This is a genomic window from Streptococcus sanguinis (assembly GCF_019929145.1).
GTDB lineage: Bacteria > Bacillota > Bacilli > Lactobacillales > Streptococcaceae > Streptococcus > Streptococcus sanguinis_U.
Window position 1 is genome coordinate 1099802 of sequence record NZ_JAHZOW010000001.1, and the last position, 18816, is coordinate 1118617.

17 protein-coding genes are annotated in these 18816 nt (G+C 43.8%); 5 read left to right on the plus strand and 12 right to left on the minus strand.

Translation table 11 applies throughout. The features are described from left to right. Positions 1-112: 112 nt before the first annotated feature. The 7 genes from sodA to K1I94_RS05250 form a co-directional block, all read right to left on the minus strand. Entirely contained in the window at positions 113-718 is a 606-nt protein-coding gene (sodA, locus tag K1I94_RS05220; RefSeq protein ID WP_223314630.1) for a superoxide dismutase SodA, read from the minus strand. Between the two features lie 62 nt (positions 719-780). Beyond that, positions 781-1827 carry a DNA polymerase III subunit delta gene (gene holA, locus K1I94_RS05225; protein ID WP_223314631.1) on the minus strand — a complete coding sequence of 349 codons (1047 nt, stop codon included), beginning with the start codon at positions 1825-1827 and terminating at the stop codon, positions 781-783. A 250-nt stretch (positions 1828-2077) separates the two neighbouring features. After that, positions 2078-3217, minus strand: a complete 1140-nt coding sequence (locus K1I94_RS05230) for a DUF805 domain-containing protein (protein ID WP_223314632.1) — start codon at positions 3215-3217, stop codon at positions 2078-2080. A gap of 129 nt (positions 3218-3346) precedes the next feature. Next, positions 3347-5587 carry a DNA internalization-related competence protein ComEC/Rec2 gene (locus K1I94_RS05235; RefSeq protein ID WP_223314633.1) on the minus strand — a complete coding sequence of 747 codons (2241 nt, stop codon included), beginning with the start codon at positions 5585-5587 and terminating at the stop codon, positions 3347-3349. After that, entirely contained in the window at positions 5571-6251 is a 681-nt protein-coding gene (locus K1I94_RS05240; RefSeq protein WP_223314634.1) for a helix-hairpin-helix domain-containing protein, read from the minus strand. The genes K1I94_RS05235 and K1I94_RS05240 overlap by 17 nt, the downstream gene beginning before the upstream one ends. Positions 6252-6398: 147 nt before the next feature. Further along, complete coding sequence (locus tag K1I94_RS05245; protein ID WP_223314635.1) at positions 6399-6947, minus strand: HXXEE domain-containing protein; 549 nt, start codon at positions 6945-6947, stop codon at positions 6399-6401. A gap of 72 nt (positions 6948-7019) precedes the next feature. After that, positions 7020-7760: a lysophospholipid acyltransferase family protein gene (locus K1I94_RS05250; RefSeq protein ID WP_002904087.1), complete on the minus strand. Its 741-nt coding sequence runs from the start codon at positions 7758-7760 to the stop codon at positions 7020-7022. Between the two features lie 157 nt (positions 7761-7917). Here K1I94_RS05250 and K1I94_RS05255 point away from each other — a divergent pair, with 157 nt between their 5' ends. The 4 genes from K1I94_RS05255 (at position 7918) to K1I94_RS05270 (ending at position 12253) form a co-directional block, all read left to right on the plus strand. Continuing rightward, the gene (locus K1I94_RS05255; protein ID WP_223314636.1) at positions 7918-10257 is read left to right on the plus strand and encodes a cation-translocating P-type ATPase; all 2340 of its coding nucleotides are present in this window, start codon (positions 7918-7920) and stop codon (positions 10255-10257) included. Between the two features lie 128 nt (positions 10258-10385). Then, positions 10386-11132 carry a tRNA1(Val) (adenine(37)-N6)-methyltransferase gene (locus K1I94_RS05260; protein WP_223314637.1) on the plus strand — a complete coding sequence of 249 codons (747 nt, stop codon included), beginning with the start codon at positions 10386-10388 and terminating at the stop codon, positions 11130-11132. Next, complete coding sequence (locus K1I94_RS05265) at positions 11122-11385, plus strand: GIY-YIG nuclease family protein (RefSeq protein WP_002910268.1); 264 nt, start codon at positions 11122-11124, stop codon at positions 11383-11385. Before K1I94_RS05260 ends, K1I94_RS05265 begins: the two co-directional genes overlap by 11 nt. Beyond that, positions 11378-12253, plus strand: a complete 876-nt coding sequence (locus K1I94_RS05270; protein WP_223314638.1) for a DapH/DapD/GlmU-related protein — start codon at positions 11378-11380, stop codon at positions 12251-12253. Before K1I94_RS05265 ends, K1I94_RS05270 begins: the two co-directional genes overlap by 8 nt. A gap of 35 nt (positions 12254-12288) precedes the next feature. Here the strand turns inward: K1I94_RS05270 and K1I94_RS05275 are convergent, their stop codons facing one another. The 3 genes from K1I94_RS05275 to K1I94_RS05285 form a co-directional block, all read right to left on the minus strand. Further along, positions 12289-12822: an isoprenylcysteine carboxyl methyltransferase family protein gene (locus K1I94_RS05275; RefSeq protein ID WP_223314639.1), complete on the minus strand. Its 534-nt coding sequence runs from the start codon at positions 12820-12822 to the stop codon at positions 12289-12291. Positions 12823-13005: 183 nt separating this feature from the next. Further along, positions 13006-13752 carry a DeoR/GlpR family DNA-binding transcription regulator gene (locus K1I94_RS05280; RefSeq protein WP_002897983.1) on the minus strand — a complete coding sequence of 249 codons (747 nt, stop codon included), beginning with the start codon at positions 13750-13752 and terminating at the stop codon, positions 13006-13008. A gap of 387 nt (positions 13753-14139) precedes the next feature. Next, a complete protein-coding gene (locus tag K1I94_RS05285; protein WP_223314640.1) occupies positions 14140-15711 on the minus strand; it encodes a DEAD/DEAH box helicase in 1572 nt (523 codons plus the stop codon). Between the two features lie 357 nt (positions 15712-16068). Here K1I94_RS05285 and K1I94_RS05290 point away from each other — a divergent pair, with 357 nt between their 5' ends. Continuing rightward, the gene (locus K1I94_RS05290; RefSeq protein ID WP_004191898.1) at positions 16069-16467 is read left to right on the plus strand and encodes an Asp23/Gls24 family envelope stress response protein; all 399 of its coding nucleotides are present in this window, start codon (positions 16069-16071) and stop codon (positions 16465-16467) included. Between the two features lie 31 nt (positions 16468-16498). Here K1I94_RS05290 and icd read toward each other — a convergent pair whose 3' ends face one another. Both icd and K1I94_RS05300 read right to left on the minus strand, forming a co-directional pair. Beyond that, positions 16499-17710: an NADP-dependent isocitrate dehydrogenase gene (icd, locus tag K1I94_RS05295; protein ID WP_223314641.1), complete on the minus strand. Its 1212-nt coding sequence runs from the start codon at positions 17708-17710 to the stop codon at positions 16499-16501. Next, positions 17697-18815, minus strand: coding sequence for a citrate synthase (locus K1I94_RS05300; RefSeq protein WP_223314642.1), 1119 nt, complete (start codon positions 18813-18815; stop codon positions 17697-17699). The genes icd and K1I94_RS05300 overlap by 14 nt, the downstream gene beginning before the upstream one ends. Position 18816 lies beyond the last annotated feature (1 nt).

Here is an 18816-nt window from a genome sequence, read left to right on the forward strand (position 1 = left end):
TATAAAAAATTATGAGGAAAATAACAAGTGAAACCCAGAAAAAAGGCATTTTAAGCATCAAAAAAGGCAAATCATTAATCGATTCGCCTTTTTATCTATTGAAACTGCCTGTTTATTTAGCAGCAGCGTAAAGTTCGTCAACCTTTTTCCAGTTAATAACTGAGAAGAAAGCTTGGATGTAGTTCGGACGAAGATTGCGGTATTTCACATAGTAAGCATGTTCCCAAACATCCAGTCCCAAGATTGGAGTTTTACCTTCTGAAATAGGAGTATCCTGATTTGCTGTTGAAGTTACTTCCAACTTGCCTTCTTTGTTGACAACCAACCAAGCCCAGCCAGAACCAAAACGAGTTGTAGCCGCTGCAGTGAAAGCTGCTTTAAAGTCTTCAAATGATCCAAAAGTAGCTTCGATATCCGCTGCCAACTCTGCAGATGGTGATGTTTCTGCTGGTGTCATCAATTCCCAGAAAAGAGCGTGGTTAAGATGACCACCACCGTTGTTGATGACTGCTTGACGGATATCAGCTGGGATAGACTCCACATCAGCCAATAATGTTTCCAAGTCTTCACCAATTTCAGGATGTTTTTCAAGCGCAGCATTAACATTCGTTACATAGGTATTGTGGTGCTTGTCATGATGCAAGTGCATTGTTTCTTCATCAATGTAAGGCTCTAACGCATCGTAAGCGTAAGGAAGATCAGGTAAGATAATTGCCATTTGATAGACCTCTTTTTCTATATGATTATAAAAATGATAACGCAATCATTAGAATTTTTCAACTATTTTGCTTGTAAGTCACCCGTCGCAATCTTGAGCAGAGCCAAATCAAACAGGTAATCTTTATCATACAGCCCCGACTTAATCTGGTAATCCGTTTCAATCAGACAGGCCATGGTCTTTTTAAGAAAGGCTAAACTCAGTGAGCGAGCATCCTTTAAAGCAAACTTGACTTGATAAGGATTGACCTTGCGGCCTAGATAGTCGGACAAATCAGACACAATCTGACTCTCAGCTCTGCCATTTTCTGCTAAAACCTTAACCTGCGTAAAGATACGAAACTGCCCCAGCATAATAGCAATAAGCTTGATTTCATCCTCGCCTTGAAGTGTCAAATCTCGTACCAAACTTCTGGCTTCATCAATCTTCTGCTGCAAAATCAGCTGGGTCAGATCAAAAATATTGTCCTGAAGGGTCTTGGGAATGGCCTCGGCAATGTCTTCTAAACCAATCTGACCGTACTCTTTATAACCTTTCAGAAAGGCTAAATTTTTACTGACTTCACTGAACTGAAAACCTGATTTCAGCAGCAACTGATCGAAAGCTGCCGGAGCAAATTGTAATCCTTCTGCCTGCGTTTCCTTGCTGAAATAAGCCCGTAGATCTGCTTCCTTGAGTTCTGCAGCTTCAAAAATTTTCCCATCCCGTTTCAGCAGTTTGACCAGACGGCGCTTGCTATCCAGTTTGCCTTCTGCAAAGATAACCAGACGAGTCGTATCCGCTGGATTTTCCAGATAATTTTCGAAAGATTTGAGTTCTTCATCAGTCAGATACCGCTTCTTAGCTGTTGTCAAATCAGCAAAATGGTCCAAAATCACGATTTTTTCATCCGTAAAAAAAGGCAGACTGACCAAGTCCAACTCCACATCCTGATAGTTTGCTTCTTTCATATCGAAAATAGCAGTGTTCAAATCGCCCGGTTGAAACTGAATCTGGCGGAGAAACTGCTCCTTCAACAACTCAAACTGCCCCAAGTCATCCCCAGCCAAAATTGTCAAAGCAGGAAGATTGCTTGGCGTGATTTTTTTAATTTCCTCAATAGCTAACACAGAAAGTCTCCCCTACTTTATATTTCTTGTCAATTTTTTTCATGTATTGATTGTAACAAAAAAGAGTCGGAAAGTCTGCTATTTTCTTTGCAAACAAAATCTAATTTTTGAGTATAGCTGCTATATAAATATAAACTGTTAGTGGCTTCATTTTTATTTGTTCTACAAAACTATCAATGTCCAGTTCTGTTCAAGATTTTCTGCGAGCGATAGAACAAAAAGAGCTGGAGAAATTCCAACTCTTCTTTGTTTATTCTTGATTTTCAGTTGCATCATCTACACTGTTTTCAGCTGGTGTAGAAGCTTGCTCCTCTTGAATTGGTGAAACAAAAGGATTATCTTGAACAGGTGCTTGAGTTCCAAAATCCTGAGGTGTTGACTGCTCAGGTGTTTCAGCAGTAAATGGATTTTGAACTGGTTCTGCTTGCTCCACCGCTTGACTTTGCTCAGAAACAGGTTGTTGTGGCTGTTGACCAAACTGTTGTCCTTGGAAACCACCTTGCTGTGGCTGTTGGCCAAATGGTTGGCTTTGGACAGGTTGCTGTGGTTGTTGACCAAACTGTTGTCCTTGGAAACCACCTTGTTGTGGTTGTTGGCCAAATGGTTGATTTTGAACAGGTTGTTGTGGTTGTTGACCAAATGATTGGTTTTGGACAGGTTGCTGTGGTTGCTGACCAAATTGCTGACCTTGGAAACCACCTTGCTGTGGCTGTTGACCAAATGGTTGGTTTTGAACAGATTGTTGCGGTTGTTGACCAAACTGTTGTCCTTGGAAACCACCTTGCTGTGATTGCTGACCAAACTGTTGTCCTTGGAAACCACCTTGTTGTGGTTGTTTTTCATAGTTTAAACCTTGATTGTATGACTGTTGGCCAAACTGTTGTCCTTGGAAGTTTTGCTGGCCATATTGCTGACCGTATGAATTTCCAACCATTTCAGGCTTAGATCCTTGACAAAGCAAAACAATCAAAGCAATAAAACATGGAAGAGCTACAAGAACTGCAATAATATTTAGAACAGGAATAAGGATTGCAATAGACGGACCAATAGCCAAAAATAGGAAAGCCCAATGATAACCAGCATCCCGCAAACGGCGAACTATAATTGCCATACTAGGAACTAAGATAGCTAAATAATAAATCAGTAGGATAAACCAAAAAATAACAGCAAATCCTGCCCCAGCCAAGAATGCTGATGGATCTGGTTCATATCCATAAGCTGCGTCCTGAGCTACAGAAAAAATACTTCCTAATGCAGAAACCCAAATAATGATAAACAATGGTACGATGATAATCATGTGACACAAAAACGCCCACCAATAGTCTGACCGACTTGAACGGCCCGAAAAATCAGCATAGTGTGTCCAAAATTTTTTATATGCAGCAAACATAAAATTCTCCTCTATAATTTTTTATACCCATTATCTTATCACAAATGCATAAATAAATCAATATGACTTCCTAACTGAAGCTAAATGGACATGAGAAAAAAGTATCAGTTGGAATCTTCAATCTAGATATCAGCGTACCGTTTCAATCCTCCAGGAATTCCAACCAATCAAACGAATGGCCCCTTGCTGGTCAGTTCGATAGATGGCTGTATTAAACTTCTCAAATCTTTGCAAGGTTTCCTGATGGGGATGTTGATAACGATTATTCTGGCCAGCTGATATCAAGGCCAGCTTCGGCTGAATTTGCTCTAAAAACTCTGGACTGGAAGAGCCTTTGGAACCATGGTGACCCGCTTTTAAGACATCCGCTTTCAGCTGAGGGAAGCGCTGCAGCAGTTCGGTTTCTCCTTGTCTTTCCAAATCACCTGTAAACAAAAATTTTGTCTGAAAGAACTCCCCGTAGAGTACAATCGAATCATCATTTCCACCGTCGCCTGTCCCACTAGGATAGAGAACCTGCAAAGCTGAGTCAAATACTGGAATCTCATCGCCCACTTCGACGACATGGACAGAAGTTTCTATCTGCTCCAATTTTTGAACAAAATCAGGCTGAGTCAGACTTCCTTTAGAAACATAGATTTCCTTGATAGAAAGATGCTTGGCCACCTCCAGCATATCTCCCATGTGGTCGGTATCGGTATGAGTCAGGACCAATACATCCAGACTAGCAACACCACGACTTTTGAGATAGGGAATTAAGGTCTTTTCTGCATTGGATGAAGTCTGTCGCTCCTGCCAAGCCTCTTTCTTTCCTATCTCGACTCGTCCCCCAACGTCAATCAAAATCGTCCTGCCCTGCCATTCCCGGAGAAAAATGCTATCTCCCTGACCAATATCCACTACTGTAATCTCATTTTGCAGCGGATGCTTTGTTAGGAAAAATAAGAGAAGAGCAAGCAAACTAAAAGATAAAAGCCAGCTTTTCTTTCTCCGAAAGTCATAGATTAAAGCCAAAACCAAAAGCAAAGCGAACAGTAACCAGAGGTTGGGCTTCCCAAAAATCAAAGGGCGCGGAGCAAAATCAGCTACCCAACGAATCACATCTTCAAGCATCTCAAAGAAAAAATTGACCTGAGAGATTTTTATCAGTGGTGACAAAATAAAAATGAGAGTTAACCCTGGCAGCATCAGTAGGTCAAAGAGTAGTGAAAATAGAAAAGTTAAAATCACGGACCAAGGCTGAAATTCTGCAAAGTAGTAGATCAGTATAGGCAAAATCCCCAATGAAATAGTCAGACTTTCCGCTAAAAGCTTACGAATCGGCGGTAACTTTTCAAAATCCATCATAGAAATCAAAAAGGCATAGGCGCAGGACAAGACACCGCCTGCTGTCAGAAGAAAATTGGGCATGATGATAAAGAGAACCATCAGTGTCAGAGCAAAGTTATCTAATCTGGTCAGTCCTTGCTGGGCCAACAACTTCTGAACTAAGCTTCTGACGACAGAAACAGAAAAGCCTGTCAGTCCAGCATAGATAAATGAAAAAGGCAGCTGCAAAGCATTTACTGTCTCCCTCTTCATCCCCAAACGTAGAAGAATTCTGCGAAAACCATACAAAAAGAAACCTACCTGCATACCAGACAAGGCAAACAAATGGATGATACCCAAGCTAGAATACAGGTCACTCATTTCCGCAAACTCCGTATCTAAGTCACCAAACAAGAGTCCTGTCATGTAATGGCTCATTGGACTAGGAAAATTACTTCGAATATAGACCAGCGCTTTTCTGCGCCAGACAGACAGCCAATCCAGTGGATTCAGGCTGGAAATTGGTCTTAGTGACTGAATCTTATTGATTTTTAAGGTACGATAAATCCCCTGACTCTTTAAATAAGCCTGATAGTCAAAGCCCGAAAAATTTCGTTGTTGCTGGGCCTGTTCAAACTCTCCTTCCATATCAAGAACGACCAAATCTGTCAGTTGCTGAAAAACTTCCTTTTCACTGGCTGATTTAATCTTGTAGAAGACCTGATAAAGCCGACCGTCCGTTCGCCCTCGAAAGGATAGGGAATCTCCATTGACTTTGATCGTATCTGGCAAGACCTGAACCGCGCTAGCTAAAGGAGGTTCCTGCCTAAAGGCCTGCTCTGCCATTTCCCGACGAAGCAAGAAAAAGAGGACAAAAAGGGACAGGAATGCCAAGGCAGCTAGACTTTTTTTGAGAGGATAGCTGAAAAAGAGACGAAGCAGAAGGACACCCAGTCCTAAATAAGCCAAGGAACTGCCAGAATAGACTGCAAAATAGATCCATACAAGAATGAAAGCCAGATAGATAGGGGGGAGGGGTAGCTTTTTAATCCACTGTGACATATTCTTTCAGCTTTTCTAAGGTCTTATCTCCAATCCCTGACACTTTTTTTAGATCATCTACTGACTTGAAGCGGCCATTGCTTTCACGGTAGGCGATGATGTCTGAAGCCCGCTTCTGGCCGATGCCTGAGATGGTCTGCAACTCAGCCTCTGTCGCCGTATTTAGATTGACCTTGTCCGACTTTCCACCACTGGCTCCAACTGAATCAGAAGCTCCTGCTTGATGCTGGCCACCCTGTGTGACATCGGCTCCTTCTTCACCAATCTTTGCCACATAGATTACTGCTTCATCCGTTAATTTTTGCGCCTGATTGATGGACTTAGCTTCGGCATCTGCTGTCAATCCGCCAGCTTTTTGGATGGCTTCATGGACTCTCGCTCCCGCTCTCAGCTCATAGACACCAGGATTCTTAACTGCGCCTTTAATATCCACAGTAACTTGCTCGCTCTCCTCTTCGTCCGCCTTAGCCTTAGAAAGAACTTTTTCGCTTTCTTCATCAGCTGAGCTGGATGAGGAAGTTATTTCTTGGCTCAAGGCGGCTACCTGATTTTGTGGCTGGTGATTTCCTTTGATGAGGAAAAAACCACCTAGCACAGCGCCAACTACTGCCAGACCGACAAAGAGCTTGTATTCTTTAAGCTTTTCAATGATTTTTTCAAGCATATTTTTCTCCTTTATCTTTTTATTCGTAAAAAATTCAAAAAAATATGACAAACCGAGAGAATTTTCAGCTTGTCATATTTTAAAATCTTTATTTTGCAAGAAGTCGTATAGATAGAAAGGCCATTGACAAAAATAGAAGCTGCAATATCAGTCTGCTTTGCTTATCCTGTATATCCAAGCTTCTATCTTTTGAGCTCTGCTATGTAAAAAAGCTAAATTTGCCAAAAGAAAAGCCATCACTAGCGCGCTTAGAATCAGAAGCAGCGGCCAAGAAACTGACTGCTGACATAGATAAAGGATGAAGATTAAGATGAGTATAGGAAAAGTCGTCAAAGCTGTGAAGCCGCCCGGTACCCAGCGATGAAAGCGAAACACTTGCATGATATGGCCCAGCAGATGAAGAGTATGACAGAAACCAATAGCCAAAGCTAGCTCAGGAATGCGAAATAGAATCGCAAGCAACAAAAGGATAAAAGCCAGTAGAAATTCCTCTGCAATCATCAGAGCTATACTTTCAGCAGAAAGATAACTTCCTCTTCTGGCAATGAACATCTCCTTTTGATAGTCTTGATGGTCTTGATTCTGAGAAATCCAAGGCCGAACCAGGATAATCTCATCAAACTCGTGCAGCATAAATAGTGATAAGGTTACAAAAGATAAAAAAGTAAGAGACATAGCATCCTCCTTATAAAACATACCAACATTATAGCTCACTCACATAAAAAAATCAGCTCCTAAGCAAGATTGCTCAGCAAGCTGATTAGTCTCTTATTTTCTGTGCTTATCCGGATCCCAGACAAAGCTAGCAAAAAAGCTGAAAATGATGGTCAAAATTCCAATCAAAATAGCAGGAATAAAGACAAAGGCACGTAGAATCCGCAAGAAAATATTGCCTTTTTTTTGCGCCTGATAAGGAGCCACTTCAGCATCCAGACGGTCAAACTCTGCATGAATACGGCGAGCTACTTCCTCAACTCCCTCATCATTCATCTTCTTAATGTCTGAAATATCAATTGGATTACCAAAATTCATGTCCACGCGCTCTCCAGCTGCCAAGCCTTTGAGGCTCATGGGACCAGCATAGACTACTGGCATGATACGGACCTTAGCCATCTTAGCAATCACTGCCACTCCTCCCTTGACATCCGTAGAATGGCGGCTGCCGCTTGGGAACATAATCAGGGAACGATTGCTCTTTTTCAGCATATTGACAGGGTATTTGATAGCTGACGGACCAGGATTTTCCCGGTCAATAGGAAAGGCACCACACATGCGAATCCACCAGCCGAACACCCGATTTTCAAAAAGCTGTTTCTTGGCCATGAAAATGAACTGCTTGGGCTTGGTCGCAAAAGCCATGTAAACTGGATCCCACCATGTCCGGTGAGGGGCAACCAAGATATAATTTTCATCTTTTGAAGGAATCTTTTCTTTATTGTGGTAATGTGCATTGCCGTTCAAGGTCCACAGGATAAAAATCACTAAACCTCGCAAATAAGTATAAAACATAAACTCTCCTTATTTCAAACTGTGATTGTACTTGAAATTTATTACATCCTTTCCCATTATACCCTATACCCTTATAGTCTGCAATATTTTTCCAAACTTTGGCTGTAACAGCTGATTCTGATAGCCATTTCCATAAAAAAATGGTATCATTAATCTCATGAATAAGAAAGAATTAATTGGTTTAAACCAAACCCAAGTAGATGAAAAGATTTCGCAGGGCTTAACCAACGATTTTACAAGTGACACCAGCACCAGTAACTGGCAAATCGTTAAGCGGAATGTTTTCACCCTTTTTAATGCCCTTAACTTTGTTATTGCTCTGGCCTTGGTCTCTGTCCAAGCCTGGAGCAATCTAGTCTTCTTCGCAGTAATCAGCTTTAACGCCGTCACTGGTATTATTACAGAGCTGCGAGCCAAACACATGATTGACAAGCTCAATCTGGTCAGCCGAGAGCTGGTCACAGTCATCCGCGACGGCCAGGAAGTCAAGATTCAGCCAGAAGAAATTGTACTGGGCGATCTGATCAAGCTGTCAGCCGGCGAGCAAATTCCCAGTGATGCCCGTGTAGTAGAGGGTGTTGCCGAGGCCAATGAAGCCATGCTGACAGGTGAGAGTGACTTGGTGCTCAAGGAAGAAGGCGCTGAGCTGCTGTCTGGTAGCTTTCTGGCTAGTGGGCAGATTTATGCTGAGGTGCACCATGTCGGCGCAGACAACTATGCCAACAAGCTCATGACTGAGGCTAAAACACTCAAGCCTATCAACTCGCGCATTCTTTACAATCTTGGGAAAATTTCCCGCTTTACCGGAAAAATCATCATTCCTTTCGGACTGGCTCTCTTCTTTGAAGCCCTAGTGATAAAGGGACTGCCTGTCAAGAACTCTGTCATTACCAGCTCGACAGCTCTTTTGGGTATGCTGCCTAAGGGAATCGCTCTGCTGACAGTCACGTCACTCCTGACAGCTGTCATCAAGCTAGGCATGCGTAAGGTTCTTGTTCAGGAAATGTATTCAGTTGAAACTCTGGCTCGGGTGGATACTCTCTGCCTAGACAAGACCGGGACAATTACTCAAGGTAAGATGACTGTTGAAGCCTTACATAGCCTGTCAGATAAGTTTTCTGATGAGACTGTCGGTCAAATCTTAGCTGCCTATATCCAAACCAGCGAGGATAATAATCCAACAGCCCAGGCTATCCGCAAGGGCTACGGCCATCTGGACCATGCCTATACTAGCGATAATGTCATCCCATTTTCTAGTGACCGAAAATGGGGCGCTATGCATTTATCCAGTGTCGGAACCATCTTTTTGGGGGCACCAGAAATGCTGCTGGATAGCAATCCTGCAGCGGTTGGAGAGGCTCAAAAACGCGGATCGCGGGTTTTGGTGCTGGCTCACAGCGACCAAGTGCTAGACAAACACAGCATCCGTCTGCCTGAAGATATGACTGCTCTGGCTGTTCTGGAAATCACTGACCCTATTCGTGAGGGAGCGGCCGAGACCTTGGATTATCTACGCTCTCAGGATGTTGATCTGAAAATCATCTCTGGTGACAATCCTGTGACCGTTTCCCATATCGCGAGCCAGGCTGGATTTGCCAACTACGACAGCTACATCGACTGCTCTAAAATCAGCGATCAAGAACTGGTTGAGCAAGCAGAAGAAACAGCCATCTTCGGCCGTGTTTCTCCTCATCAGAAGAAGCTGCTCATCCAGACTCTTAAAGCCGCTGGTCGGACAACAGCCATGACCGGAGATGGGGTTAATGATATCTTGGCCTTACGTGAAGCAGACTGCTCCATCGTCATGGCGGAGGGCGATCCCGCAACTCGGCAAATTGCCAACTTGGTCCTTCTTAATTCCGACTTTAACGATGTCCCTGAGATTCTTTTTGAAGGCCGCCGAGTTGTTAACAACATCGGCCGGATTGCTCCGATTTTCTTCATCAAGACCATCTATTCCTTTATCCTAGCTATTATCTGTATCGCTAGTATCCTGCTCGGAAAAACTGAATACCTCTTGATTTTCCCATTCATCCCGATTCAGATTACCTTGATTGACCAGTTTGTCGAAGGTTTCCCACCCTTTATCCTCACCTTTGAGCGCAATATTAAGCCGGTTGAAAAGCACTTCCTCAAACGCTCTCTGCAGCTTGCTCTGCCAAGCTCCCTCATGATTGTCTTCAGCGTGCTATTTGTTCGCATCTGGGGCAGCAGCCATGGCTGGAGTGACATAGAAATGTCCACCCTGACCTACTACTTACTAGGCAGCATCAGCTTCCTGTCCGTCATTAGGGCCTGTCTGCCACTCAACCTCTGGCGCAGCCTGCTCATTATCTTTTCTGTCTTTGGCTTCTATCTATCAGCCTTTGTCCTGCAGCACCTTTTGGAAATTGCAACGCTGACAGCCGCAACTTTGCCAGTCTATCTGATTCTCATGGTCATTTTTGGACTTGTCTTTGTTGCCTGCACCATCAAGCAGAAATACAGATTTGATTAAGGACTAGCTAAAATAGAATCAGCATTTAAGCTCATGGAAACATGCGAGAATCCTCGCATGTTTTTTGATTGTGCAAAAACTTCCCATATCCCTTTGGAATCCTTGCTAAATCATGCTATAATTGACTTATGAACGAAGCAAAACTAAAAGACGGAGAACGCGTCAACCAGCTCTTTTCGACGGATGTCAAGATTATTCAAAATAGTGAGGTCTTCAGCTATTCGGTAGACAGCGTGCTGCTTTCCCGCTTTCCCAAGCTGCCCCAGCGGGGTCTAATCGTTGATCTCTGTGCTGGAAATGGCGCCGTTGGACTTTTTGCCAGCACTCGCACCAAGGCTCAGATTTTAGCAGTCGAGATTCAGGAACGTCTGGCAGACATGGCCGAGCGCTCCATTGAGCTCAATGATTTGACTCAGCAAATGCAGGTCATTCAGGACGATTTGAAAAACCTAGGACGCTATATCACTGGCAGCAAGGTTGATATGATTCTCTGCAATCCGCCATATTTCAAGGTTGACAAGAAATCCAATCTCAATGAAAGCCAGCACTACCTTTTAGCCCGCCACGAAATATCAACCAATCTGGGAGAGATTTGCAAAATTGCCCAGCGAGTCCTCAAATCCAATGGTCGGTTGGCTATGGTTCATCGACCAGAACGCTTTTTAGATATTTTAGATACCATGCAAGCCCACAACCTGGCTCCCAAGCGCATCCAGTTTGTCTATCCAAAGTTGGGTAAAGAGGCCAATATGCTACTTATCGAAGCTATTAAAGATGGTTCCCGCGACGGTCTAAAAATCCTGCCTCCTCTCTTTATTCACAATCAGGACGGCAGCTACACTCCGGAGATTCACGAGATTTACTATGGAAAATAAAGCATATATGTACGTGCTTGAATGCGGGGACGGCTCCCTCTATACTGGCTACACAACGAATGTCCAAGCCCGACTCAAAAAACATCAAGCTGGCAAAGGCGCCAAGTACACCCGCGCTCGGCTGCCAGTTACCTTACTTTACCAAGAAGAACACCCTAGCAAGCCGGCTGCCATGTCGGCTGAAGCACTTTTTAAAAAGAAAACTAGACAAGCCAAACTGGCTTACATCAAAGAAAGGACTCAACATGCCTGAAATCCAGTTTAAAGGCGACTTTCATCATATCGAAATTTCCCCAGATAGTCATCTTGATATCGGTCAAGATGTCATCTTCCAATCTTTTACCAGCCTCAATGTAGCCAGCGGCGCACAACTCAAGCTAGGAACCCGGGTTTTCTTTAACGATCACTGCACTGTCCGCTGTCAGCACTCTATCGAAATCGGCAAGGACACCATGTTTGGTGATGGCGTCCGTATTTTTGACCACAATCATCAGTATTCTAATTACCATATCGAGAAGATTGATTATAGTGTTGCGCCAGTCAAGATTGGAGCTAACTGCTGGATTGGGGCCAATACTGTGATTCTCAAAGGTGTGACCATTGGTGATAATGTCATCATTGGAGCCAACAGCTTGATTTTCCAAGATATTCCCAGCAACTCTATCGCTATGAGCAAGGAAGAGCTTATCATCAAGGAGCGTCCACAGGGCAATTTCCATGCCTTTACACTAACGGCTTCTGATACCTTGGAACAATTGGCCTATTTAGCAGAAAATCTGCCAGAATTAGAATTTCACATTGCTGCTAAGACCAATATTTCTCCTTACTTAGCCAGCTTTAAGGACTATCCTAATATCAACCTCTACACCAATATCCACCAGGAAGACTTTATTGAGGACTTGCTCGATAGGGCGGATATTTACTTGGATATTAATCACTGGGGAGAAGTTGACCAAATTGTCCAAAGGGCTATCAGCAAGGGGAAGCCAGTTTTAGCTTTCAGCCAAACTGCTCACCAGCCTGAAGAAAATACTTTACTTTTTGAAGCGAACCAACCTCAGCAAATGGCTGATGAAATACGAAAATTAATGCAAGAAAAGTCTAGGACCTTTATGTCCTAGACTTTCTTTTGCAGTCGATATGCATTTTATTAACTTTATTCACCAGCAATTCCATTTGGAATGATAACTTCCTTGAGTAACTGCTCTTCTTCCTTGATACGGACATAGAGGGTGATACAGTAAATCGGGAAGAGGATGAAAAGAGCAAAGTAGGCATGACTGAGCAGTGCTAAGCCTATCAATTCTGGTACAACATTCAGGAAATAATTAGGATGTTTGACATTGCGAAAGAGCCAGTGGTCAACAAACTTATGATCCTTAACCAGCATAAGCTTGATAGTCCAAACTGGTCCTAAAAGCTTGGCAACAAGGTAGAGCATAAACATAGAAAAGAGCAACAAGACAGCTCCCAATAGGCTCACAAAGTCAAAAGCTGGCTTTTTCAGGAGCAATTCCAGAAAGCAGACCGCATAAAAAAGCATGTGCAGGTACTTCATGATATTTGAGTTTTTCACCCCGTACTCCATACCACCCTTGGCCAGAATATCCTGCTCATTCTGAGAGGATTTCCTCAAAAACACCAAACGAAAAAGCGACACAGCCACAAAAATCACTATATTGATTGTCATAAGACCTCCTAAAATTTAATAATACATTTTATTATATAAGGAATTCCGCAGCAAAGTCAAGACTGTTGTTTACAAAAATCGACCAAGATATAAAAAAGCTGCGACTAGAATTTCTAGACAAAATCCCAGTCACAGCATCTATAAATTATTCATTTGAGCCAGGTTTCTCTCATCGGTCAGACATCACAAAATTTCAACATAGGTGCTGTATTTTTCCTTGACTTTCGGAGCGATATTGTCGTCCGTCACAACTGCACTGAGGTTGTCCAGCCGGTAAAAAGAGTAGAAAGAATAGCTGTCAAACTTGCTGTTATCGGCTACAATGTATTTGCTGATGGCATTGTTAAGGATAATCGCATCTCCGTTGCCTTCCTCTTCATTGCTTGTCGTAACATTATGACCGTCAATGCCATTCGCCCCGATAAAGGCCTTGGAAACCTTGATTTCTTTCAAAAGATTATTGGCAAACTGACCGACAAAGGTTTGAGTCTTAGCCCGATAACGGCCGCCAATCAGAATTAAATCTAAGTTGGCTCTTTCTTTTAACTTTTCAAAAATTGGCAGCGAATTGGTGACAATGCTGATATTTTTGCCATCCAAATAGTCTCCGATAAAATCGGTTGTGGTGCCTGACCCAATAAAGACCGTATCCCCGTCAGCAATCAAATCCGCACATTTACGGGCAATCTGCTTCTTCTCCTCAACATTCAGCATTTGCTTTTCTGAGTGAGAAATCTCATTGAGAGCATTTTTGACCTTCTTATGGGCTCCGCCATGAACACGGGTCAGCATGCCCTGCTTCTCCAAATCAATCAAATCCCGACGGATGGTCATATCCGTGACACCCAGCATTTCCTTGAGGTTTTTAACAGCAACCACACCTGTTTGATCCAGTTCTTGCAGAATGATTCTATGTCTACTTTCTTTCATTTTACATTCTCCTTTTGCTCCTGAATTTCTTACAGACTCACCTTCACCTTATTATACAACAGTTCCAGCATATAAACAAAGATTTGTGAATTTTTTTATTTTAAATAGCTGATATGTTGAATTTTGATGTCGAAATTAGTTGAAATACTTTGAATCCTGTTCTATAGCAAAAACACCAGAAACAGTTCACAGCAGAAATAAGGAGGCTATAATTTACTTTGAAAAACAGGACTGCTTCAATCAGCATGATTAAGGAAACTACATTGGCTCATACTTATATTTCTGTGGGACAGACGGTAACCAGACTCATCGAACAAACAAAAAAAGAGAGAACTTGCATTCTCTCTCGACGCTAAAATTGTCGTCAACTCCAGTTAACACCCCGCTTTATTTATCACCCTTGTTACGGATAACAAAGCCGGTTTTCTTTTCGCTAGAAGTATTGCGTGGCTTCTTGTGGTCCTTGCGGTAGCGATTTTCTTTGTCAAAACGCTCGTCTTTGCGACCTTTCTTAAATTGATCGCGACGGCCACCTCGGTCACGGCGGTTGTCATTGCTGCGACGGTTGCTATTTCCGCCACGACTGCCCTTGCCTTTTCCGCCAAAGCCACCGCCAGACGGTTTAAATGGCAATGGTTTTTCACGGGCAATTTCTACTTCAGGAAGAGCATCTGGATCCTGCACCGTCAAGCTGAGGATATACATAGCCAGCTCTTCCGGACTGAATTCTGCTGCTAGTTTGCGAGCATCCTTGCCAAATTTCTCAAAGTTAGAACGGATGCTTTCGTCAGCAAAATCGCGTTCAATCTTCTTAAGGGCAACTTTTTTCTTAGCTTGGAAAGCTTCTTCTGCAGTCGCAGGCTTGAGGCCTTTCATGCGCTTCTTAGTCAGATTTTCGATAATCTGCAGATAGCCCATTTCATTTGGCGCAACAAAAGTGATAGACTGACCTGACTTACCAGCACGACCAGTCCGACCAATCCGGTGAACATAGCTTTCTGGATCCTGCGGAATATCGTAGTTGTAGACATGGGTCACACCAGAAATGTCCAATCCACGCGCTGCCACATCTGTCGCCACCAAGACATCCAGATTGCCGTTTTTAAAGTCGCGTAGAACGCGAAGGCGCTTGCCTTGGTCCAAATCACCATGGATACCCTCTGCTCGGAAACCGCGGATTTTCAAACCACGAGTCAGCTCATCCACCCGGCGCTTGGTCCGGCCAAAGACGATAGACAGCTCTGGCTGCTCCACGTCCATCAAGCGGGTCATGGTATCAAATTTTTCATTTTCCTTGACACGGATATAATACTGGTCTACAAGCTCCGTCGTCAGCTCTTTAGCAGCAATCTTGACATGCTCAGGCTCCTTCATAAACTTAACACCGATACGCTTGATAGCATCCGGCATGGTCGCTGAAAAGAGCAAAGTCTGACGTTCTTCTGGCACACGGGAAATGATCGACTCAATGTCTTCCAAAAAGCCCATGTTAAGCATTTCATCCGCTTCGTCCAAAATCAAAGTTTCAATCCGATTCAGCTTAAGCGCCTTGCGTTTGATCAAGTCCAAGAGACGGCCAGGTGTTCCTACGACGATATGAGCACCAGATTTGAGGGCCTTGATTTGCTTTTCGATGCTGGAGCCACCGTAGACAGAACGCACCTTGACCCCCTTGCTGCGGCCAAAACGGAAAAGCTCTTCCTGACTCTGCACAGCCAATTCACGGGTCGGAGCGATAATCAAAGCCTGCACAGCAGGATTATCTGTATCAATCTTCTCCAGAGTTGGGAAGCCAAAGGCTGCCGTCTTTCCTGTCCCTGTCTGGGCCTGACCAATGACATCCTTACCTGCCATAGCAAGTGGAATCGTCTGCTCTTGAATAGGGCTTGCTTCTACAAAGCCAGCTTTTTCAATCTCTGCTAGTAATTCAGCAGATAAATGTAATTCATTAAACTTCAATGTTCTTCTTCTTTCTAAAGGCGGTGCGAAGCCACCTTATAAGGCTTTTGATACTCAACTATCGAAACATAACAACCACGTGTCGCTTGCTAAATCTCGATTTTCTGAGAGTATTCGCTCTTCTCTTCATAAATATGGTCTCTCAAGTCCAGGCACTAAAAAAGCGCCGACTCGGTCGCTAGTTCCCACTGAATAGAAAAACTGTATTTCTGCAACTAATCTAGTATACCACAAAAGCACCTAAAAAGATAGGACTTGCCTGTAAAATATTTTATTAGAGATTTCTTTTGTAAAAAACGAAAACTTGAAAATCATTTTCAAAAACATTATAATCTACAAAGAAGAAAGGGGACAGGTATGAATAAATTTTTACGAGTGATTTTCATTTTACTAATCTTAGCTATGCTGGGCGCAGCTATGATCCAGATCTTCCAGCCCCAGCTCTTGGGAAATGAGTCCATCTATGGTCTAGCTCCCTACTGGCAGCGGGAAATTGGTTTCTGGAATCTGGCTATTCTGCCTTTAGTCATTGCTGCCAACATAAAGTATGATTGGTTCTATCTGCGTATGACCTTGCTAGCACTGATTCTAGGTGGGCTGGGCTTTGGTACCAACCATCTGCTAGGCTATCTGGAAAAGGCGAATCAAGCCAATCTACTGGGCTGGATCGAAAATTATCTGCTAGTTTTCTGCTGGATCATCGGCTGGGGACTGGAATATCGAAAAAGACAAAAAAGTGATGAAGAGACTGTCTAGATAGGCAGTTTCCTCATCGCTTTTTTCTTCACTATAAGCACTTTTCTATATTAGCTACTAGCTCCTCAGCAAATTGACTAGTGGTCAAAGCTGCTACTCCTTCCAGCTGACTGGCAAAATCCCCTGTCACTTTTTGCTCAAAGAGAGCTTTCTCAACGGCCTTAGTCAGGAGATGAGAGACCTCCGACCAACCAATGTAATCAAAGAGCATGGCTCCCGATAAGAGAAGAGAACAAGGATTAGCCCTGTTTTGACCTGCTATATCTGGCGCCGTCCCGTGAGTAGCTTCAAAAATAGCATGACCAGTCTCGTAATTGATATTGGCCCCTGGCGCAATACCAATCCCGCCCACCTGAGCAGCCAAGGCATCGCTGGCATAGTCACCATTTAGATTGGTCAAGGCAACAACATCAAATTTCTCGGGATAGAGCAAAATCTGTTGCAGAAAATTATCCGCAATGACATCCTGGATGATTAGTTTTCCAGAAGCCAGCTCGTCCACATACTCTCTTTGAGCTAGTTCATAGCCCCATTTCCGAAAACCGCCCTCTGTAAATTTCTGGATATTACCCTTGTGAACCAGAGTGACACGCCTTAGTCCTTTGGCTAGTGCATAGTCAATAGCCGCCCGTATCAGCCGCTCACTGCCCTGCTTAGAGATAGGCTTAATCCCAATAGCAGAGCTTTCTGGAAAGCGAATCTTGTCAACCTGCATATCCTCCTGCAGGAAATCGATAACTTTTTGGACTTCAGCCGTTCCACTCTCCCACTCAATCCCTGCATAGATGTCTTCTGTATTCTCCCGAAAAATCGTGATATCTGTTTTCTCTGGGTGCTTGAGCGGACTTGGAACTCCCTTGAAATAACGAACCGGCCGCAGGCAAGCATAGAGATCCAACTCCTGTCTCAAGGCCACATTCAAGGAACGAATCCCTTCTCCGACTGGGGTTTCTAGCGGGCCCTTAATAGCCACTAGATGGCTCTTAATCGTTGCCAGCGTTTCATCCGGCAGCCAGTCACCCGTCAGGTCTGCTGCTTTTTTTCCAGCCAAAACTTCCTTCCAAACAACCTTTCTCCGGCCACCATAAGCCTTTTCCACTGCCTTATCAAAGACCAACTGGGCATTTTTCCAGATATCACCCCCAATCCCGTCACCTTGGATGTAAGGAATAATAGGAGCATCCGGTATCTGCAATCGCCCTTTCTCAAACAAAATCTTATCTGCCATTTTATCTCCTTCCAATGGGAAGATACTCCAAACCTTGAGCACCAGTATAGTTAGAACGCGGCCGAATCAGCTTATTATTCTTACGCTGTTCCTGAATATGGGCAATCCAGCCAGCCACCCGACTCATGGCAAAAATCAGGGTGTAGATACTGCTGTCAATGCCCAGCACATGGTAAACCGTAGCCGAATAAAAATCGACATTCGGTATCAGATGCTTGGTATGCTTCATATAGGCTTCAATTTCCTCTGAAAGTTGATACCAGACCTCATCCTTAGTCCCCTGCGTCAAGTCCTTGGCCATTTGACGCAGGTATTTTTCACGCGGATCTTGGGTCTTGTAAACTCGATGACCAAAGCCCATAATCTTCTCGTGAGAGGCCAGCTTGCGGTCTAGGTAGGCCTGACAATCCCCTTCCTCTCTGATCTCTTTCAGCATATCAAAGACACATTCATTAGCGCCGCCATGAAGGGAACCCTTGAGCGCTCCGACAGCTGCTGTCACGCAGGAATAAATATCGGTCAAGGTTGAGGCACATACACGAGCCGCAAAGGTTGAAGCATTGAGCTCATGGTCGGCATGAAGCACCAAGGCGCAGTTGAAGGCTTTGACTTCAAGCTCACTTGCCTCTTGCCCTTTGAGCATATAGAGGAAATTAGCCGCAAATCCCAAATCCTCTCGTGGCTCTATCGGAGTCTGACCTGACCTCAGTCTGGCAAAAGCTGCAATAATGGTTGGCATCTTTGCCATAAGCTGGATACTCTGCTCATAGGTTGCTTCAAGAGACGCCTCCTCAGCATGGACATTATAAACGCCCAGAAGACTAACCGTTGAGCGCAAGACACTCATGGGATGAAGGTGCTTGCGGGACTGGATAAGGATGCACTGCTCCACCGCATCGCTAATGGCATAATTAGCTCGCAGATCTTCCTCAAAATGCTTGAGCTCAATTTGAGTCGGCAAATGCAAATGCCAGAGCAGATAAATCACCTCTTCAAAACTCGCATGGTGCTCTACCAATTCAGAAATATTGTAGCCTGCATAAGACAAAGAATCATCCACAATCTGGCTAATCCTAGTATCACAGGCAATGGTATCTTTCAAACCGTCCGTCTGACTCATG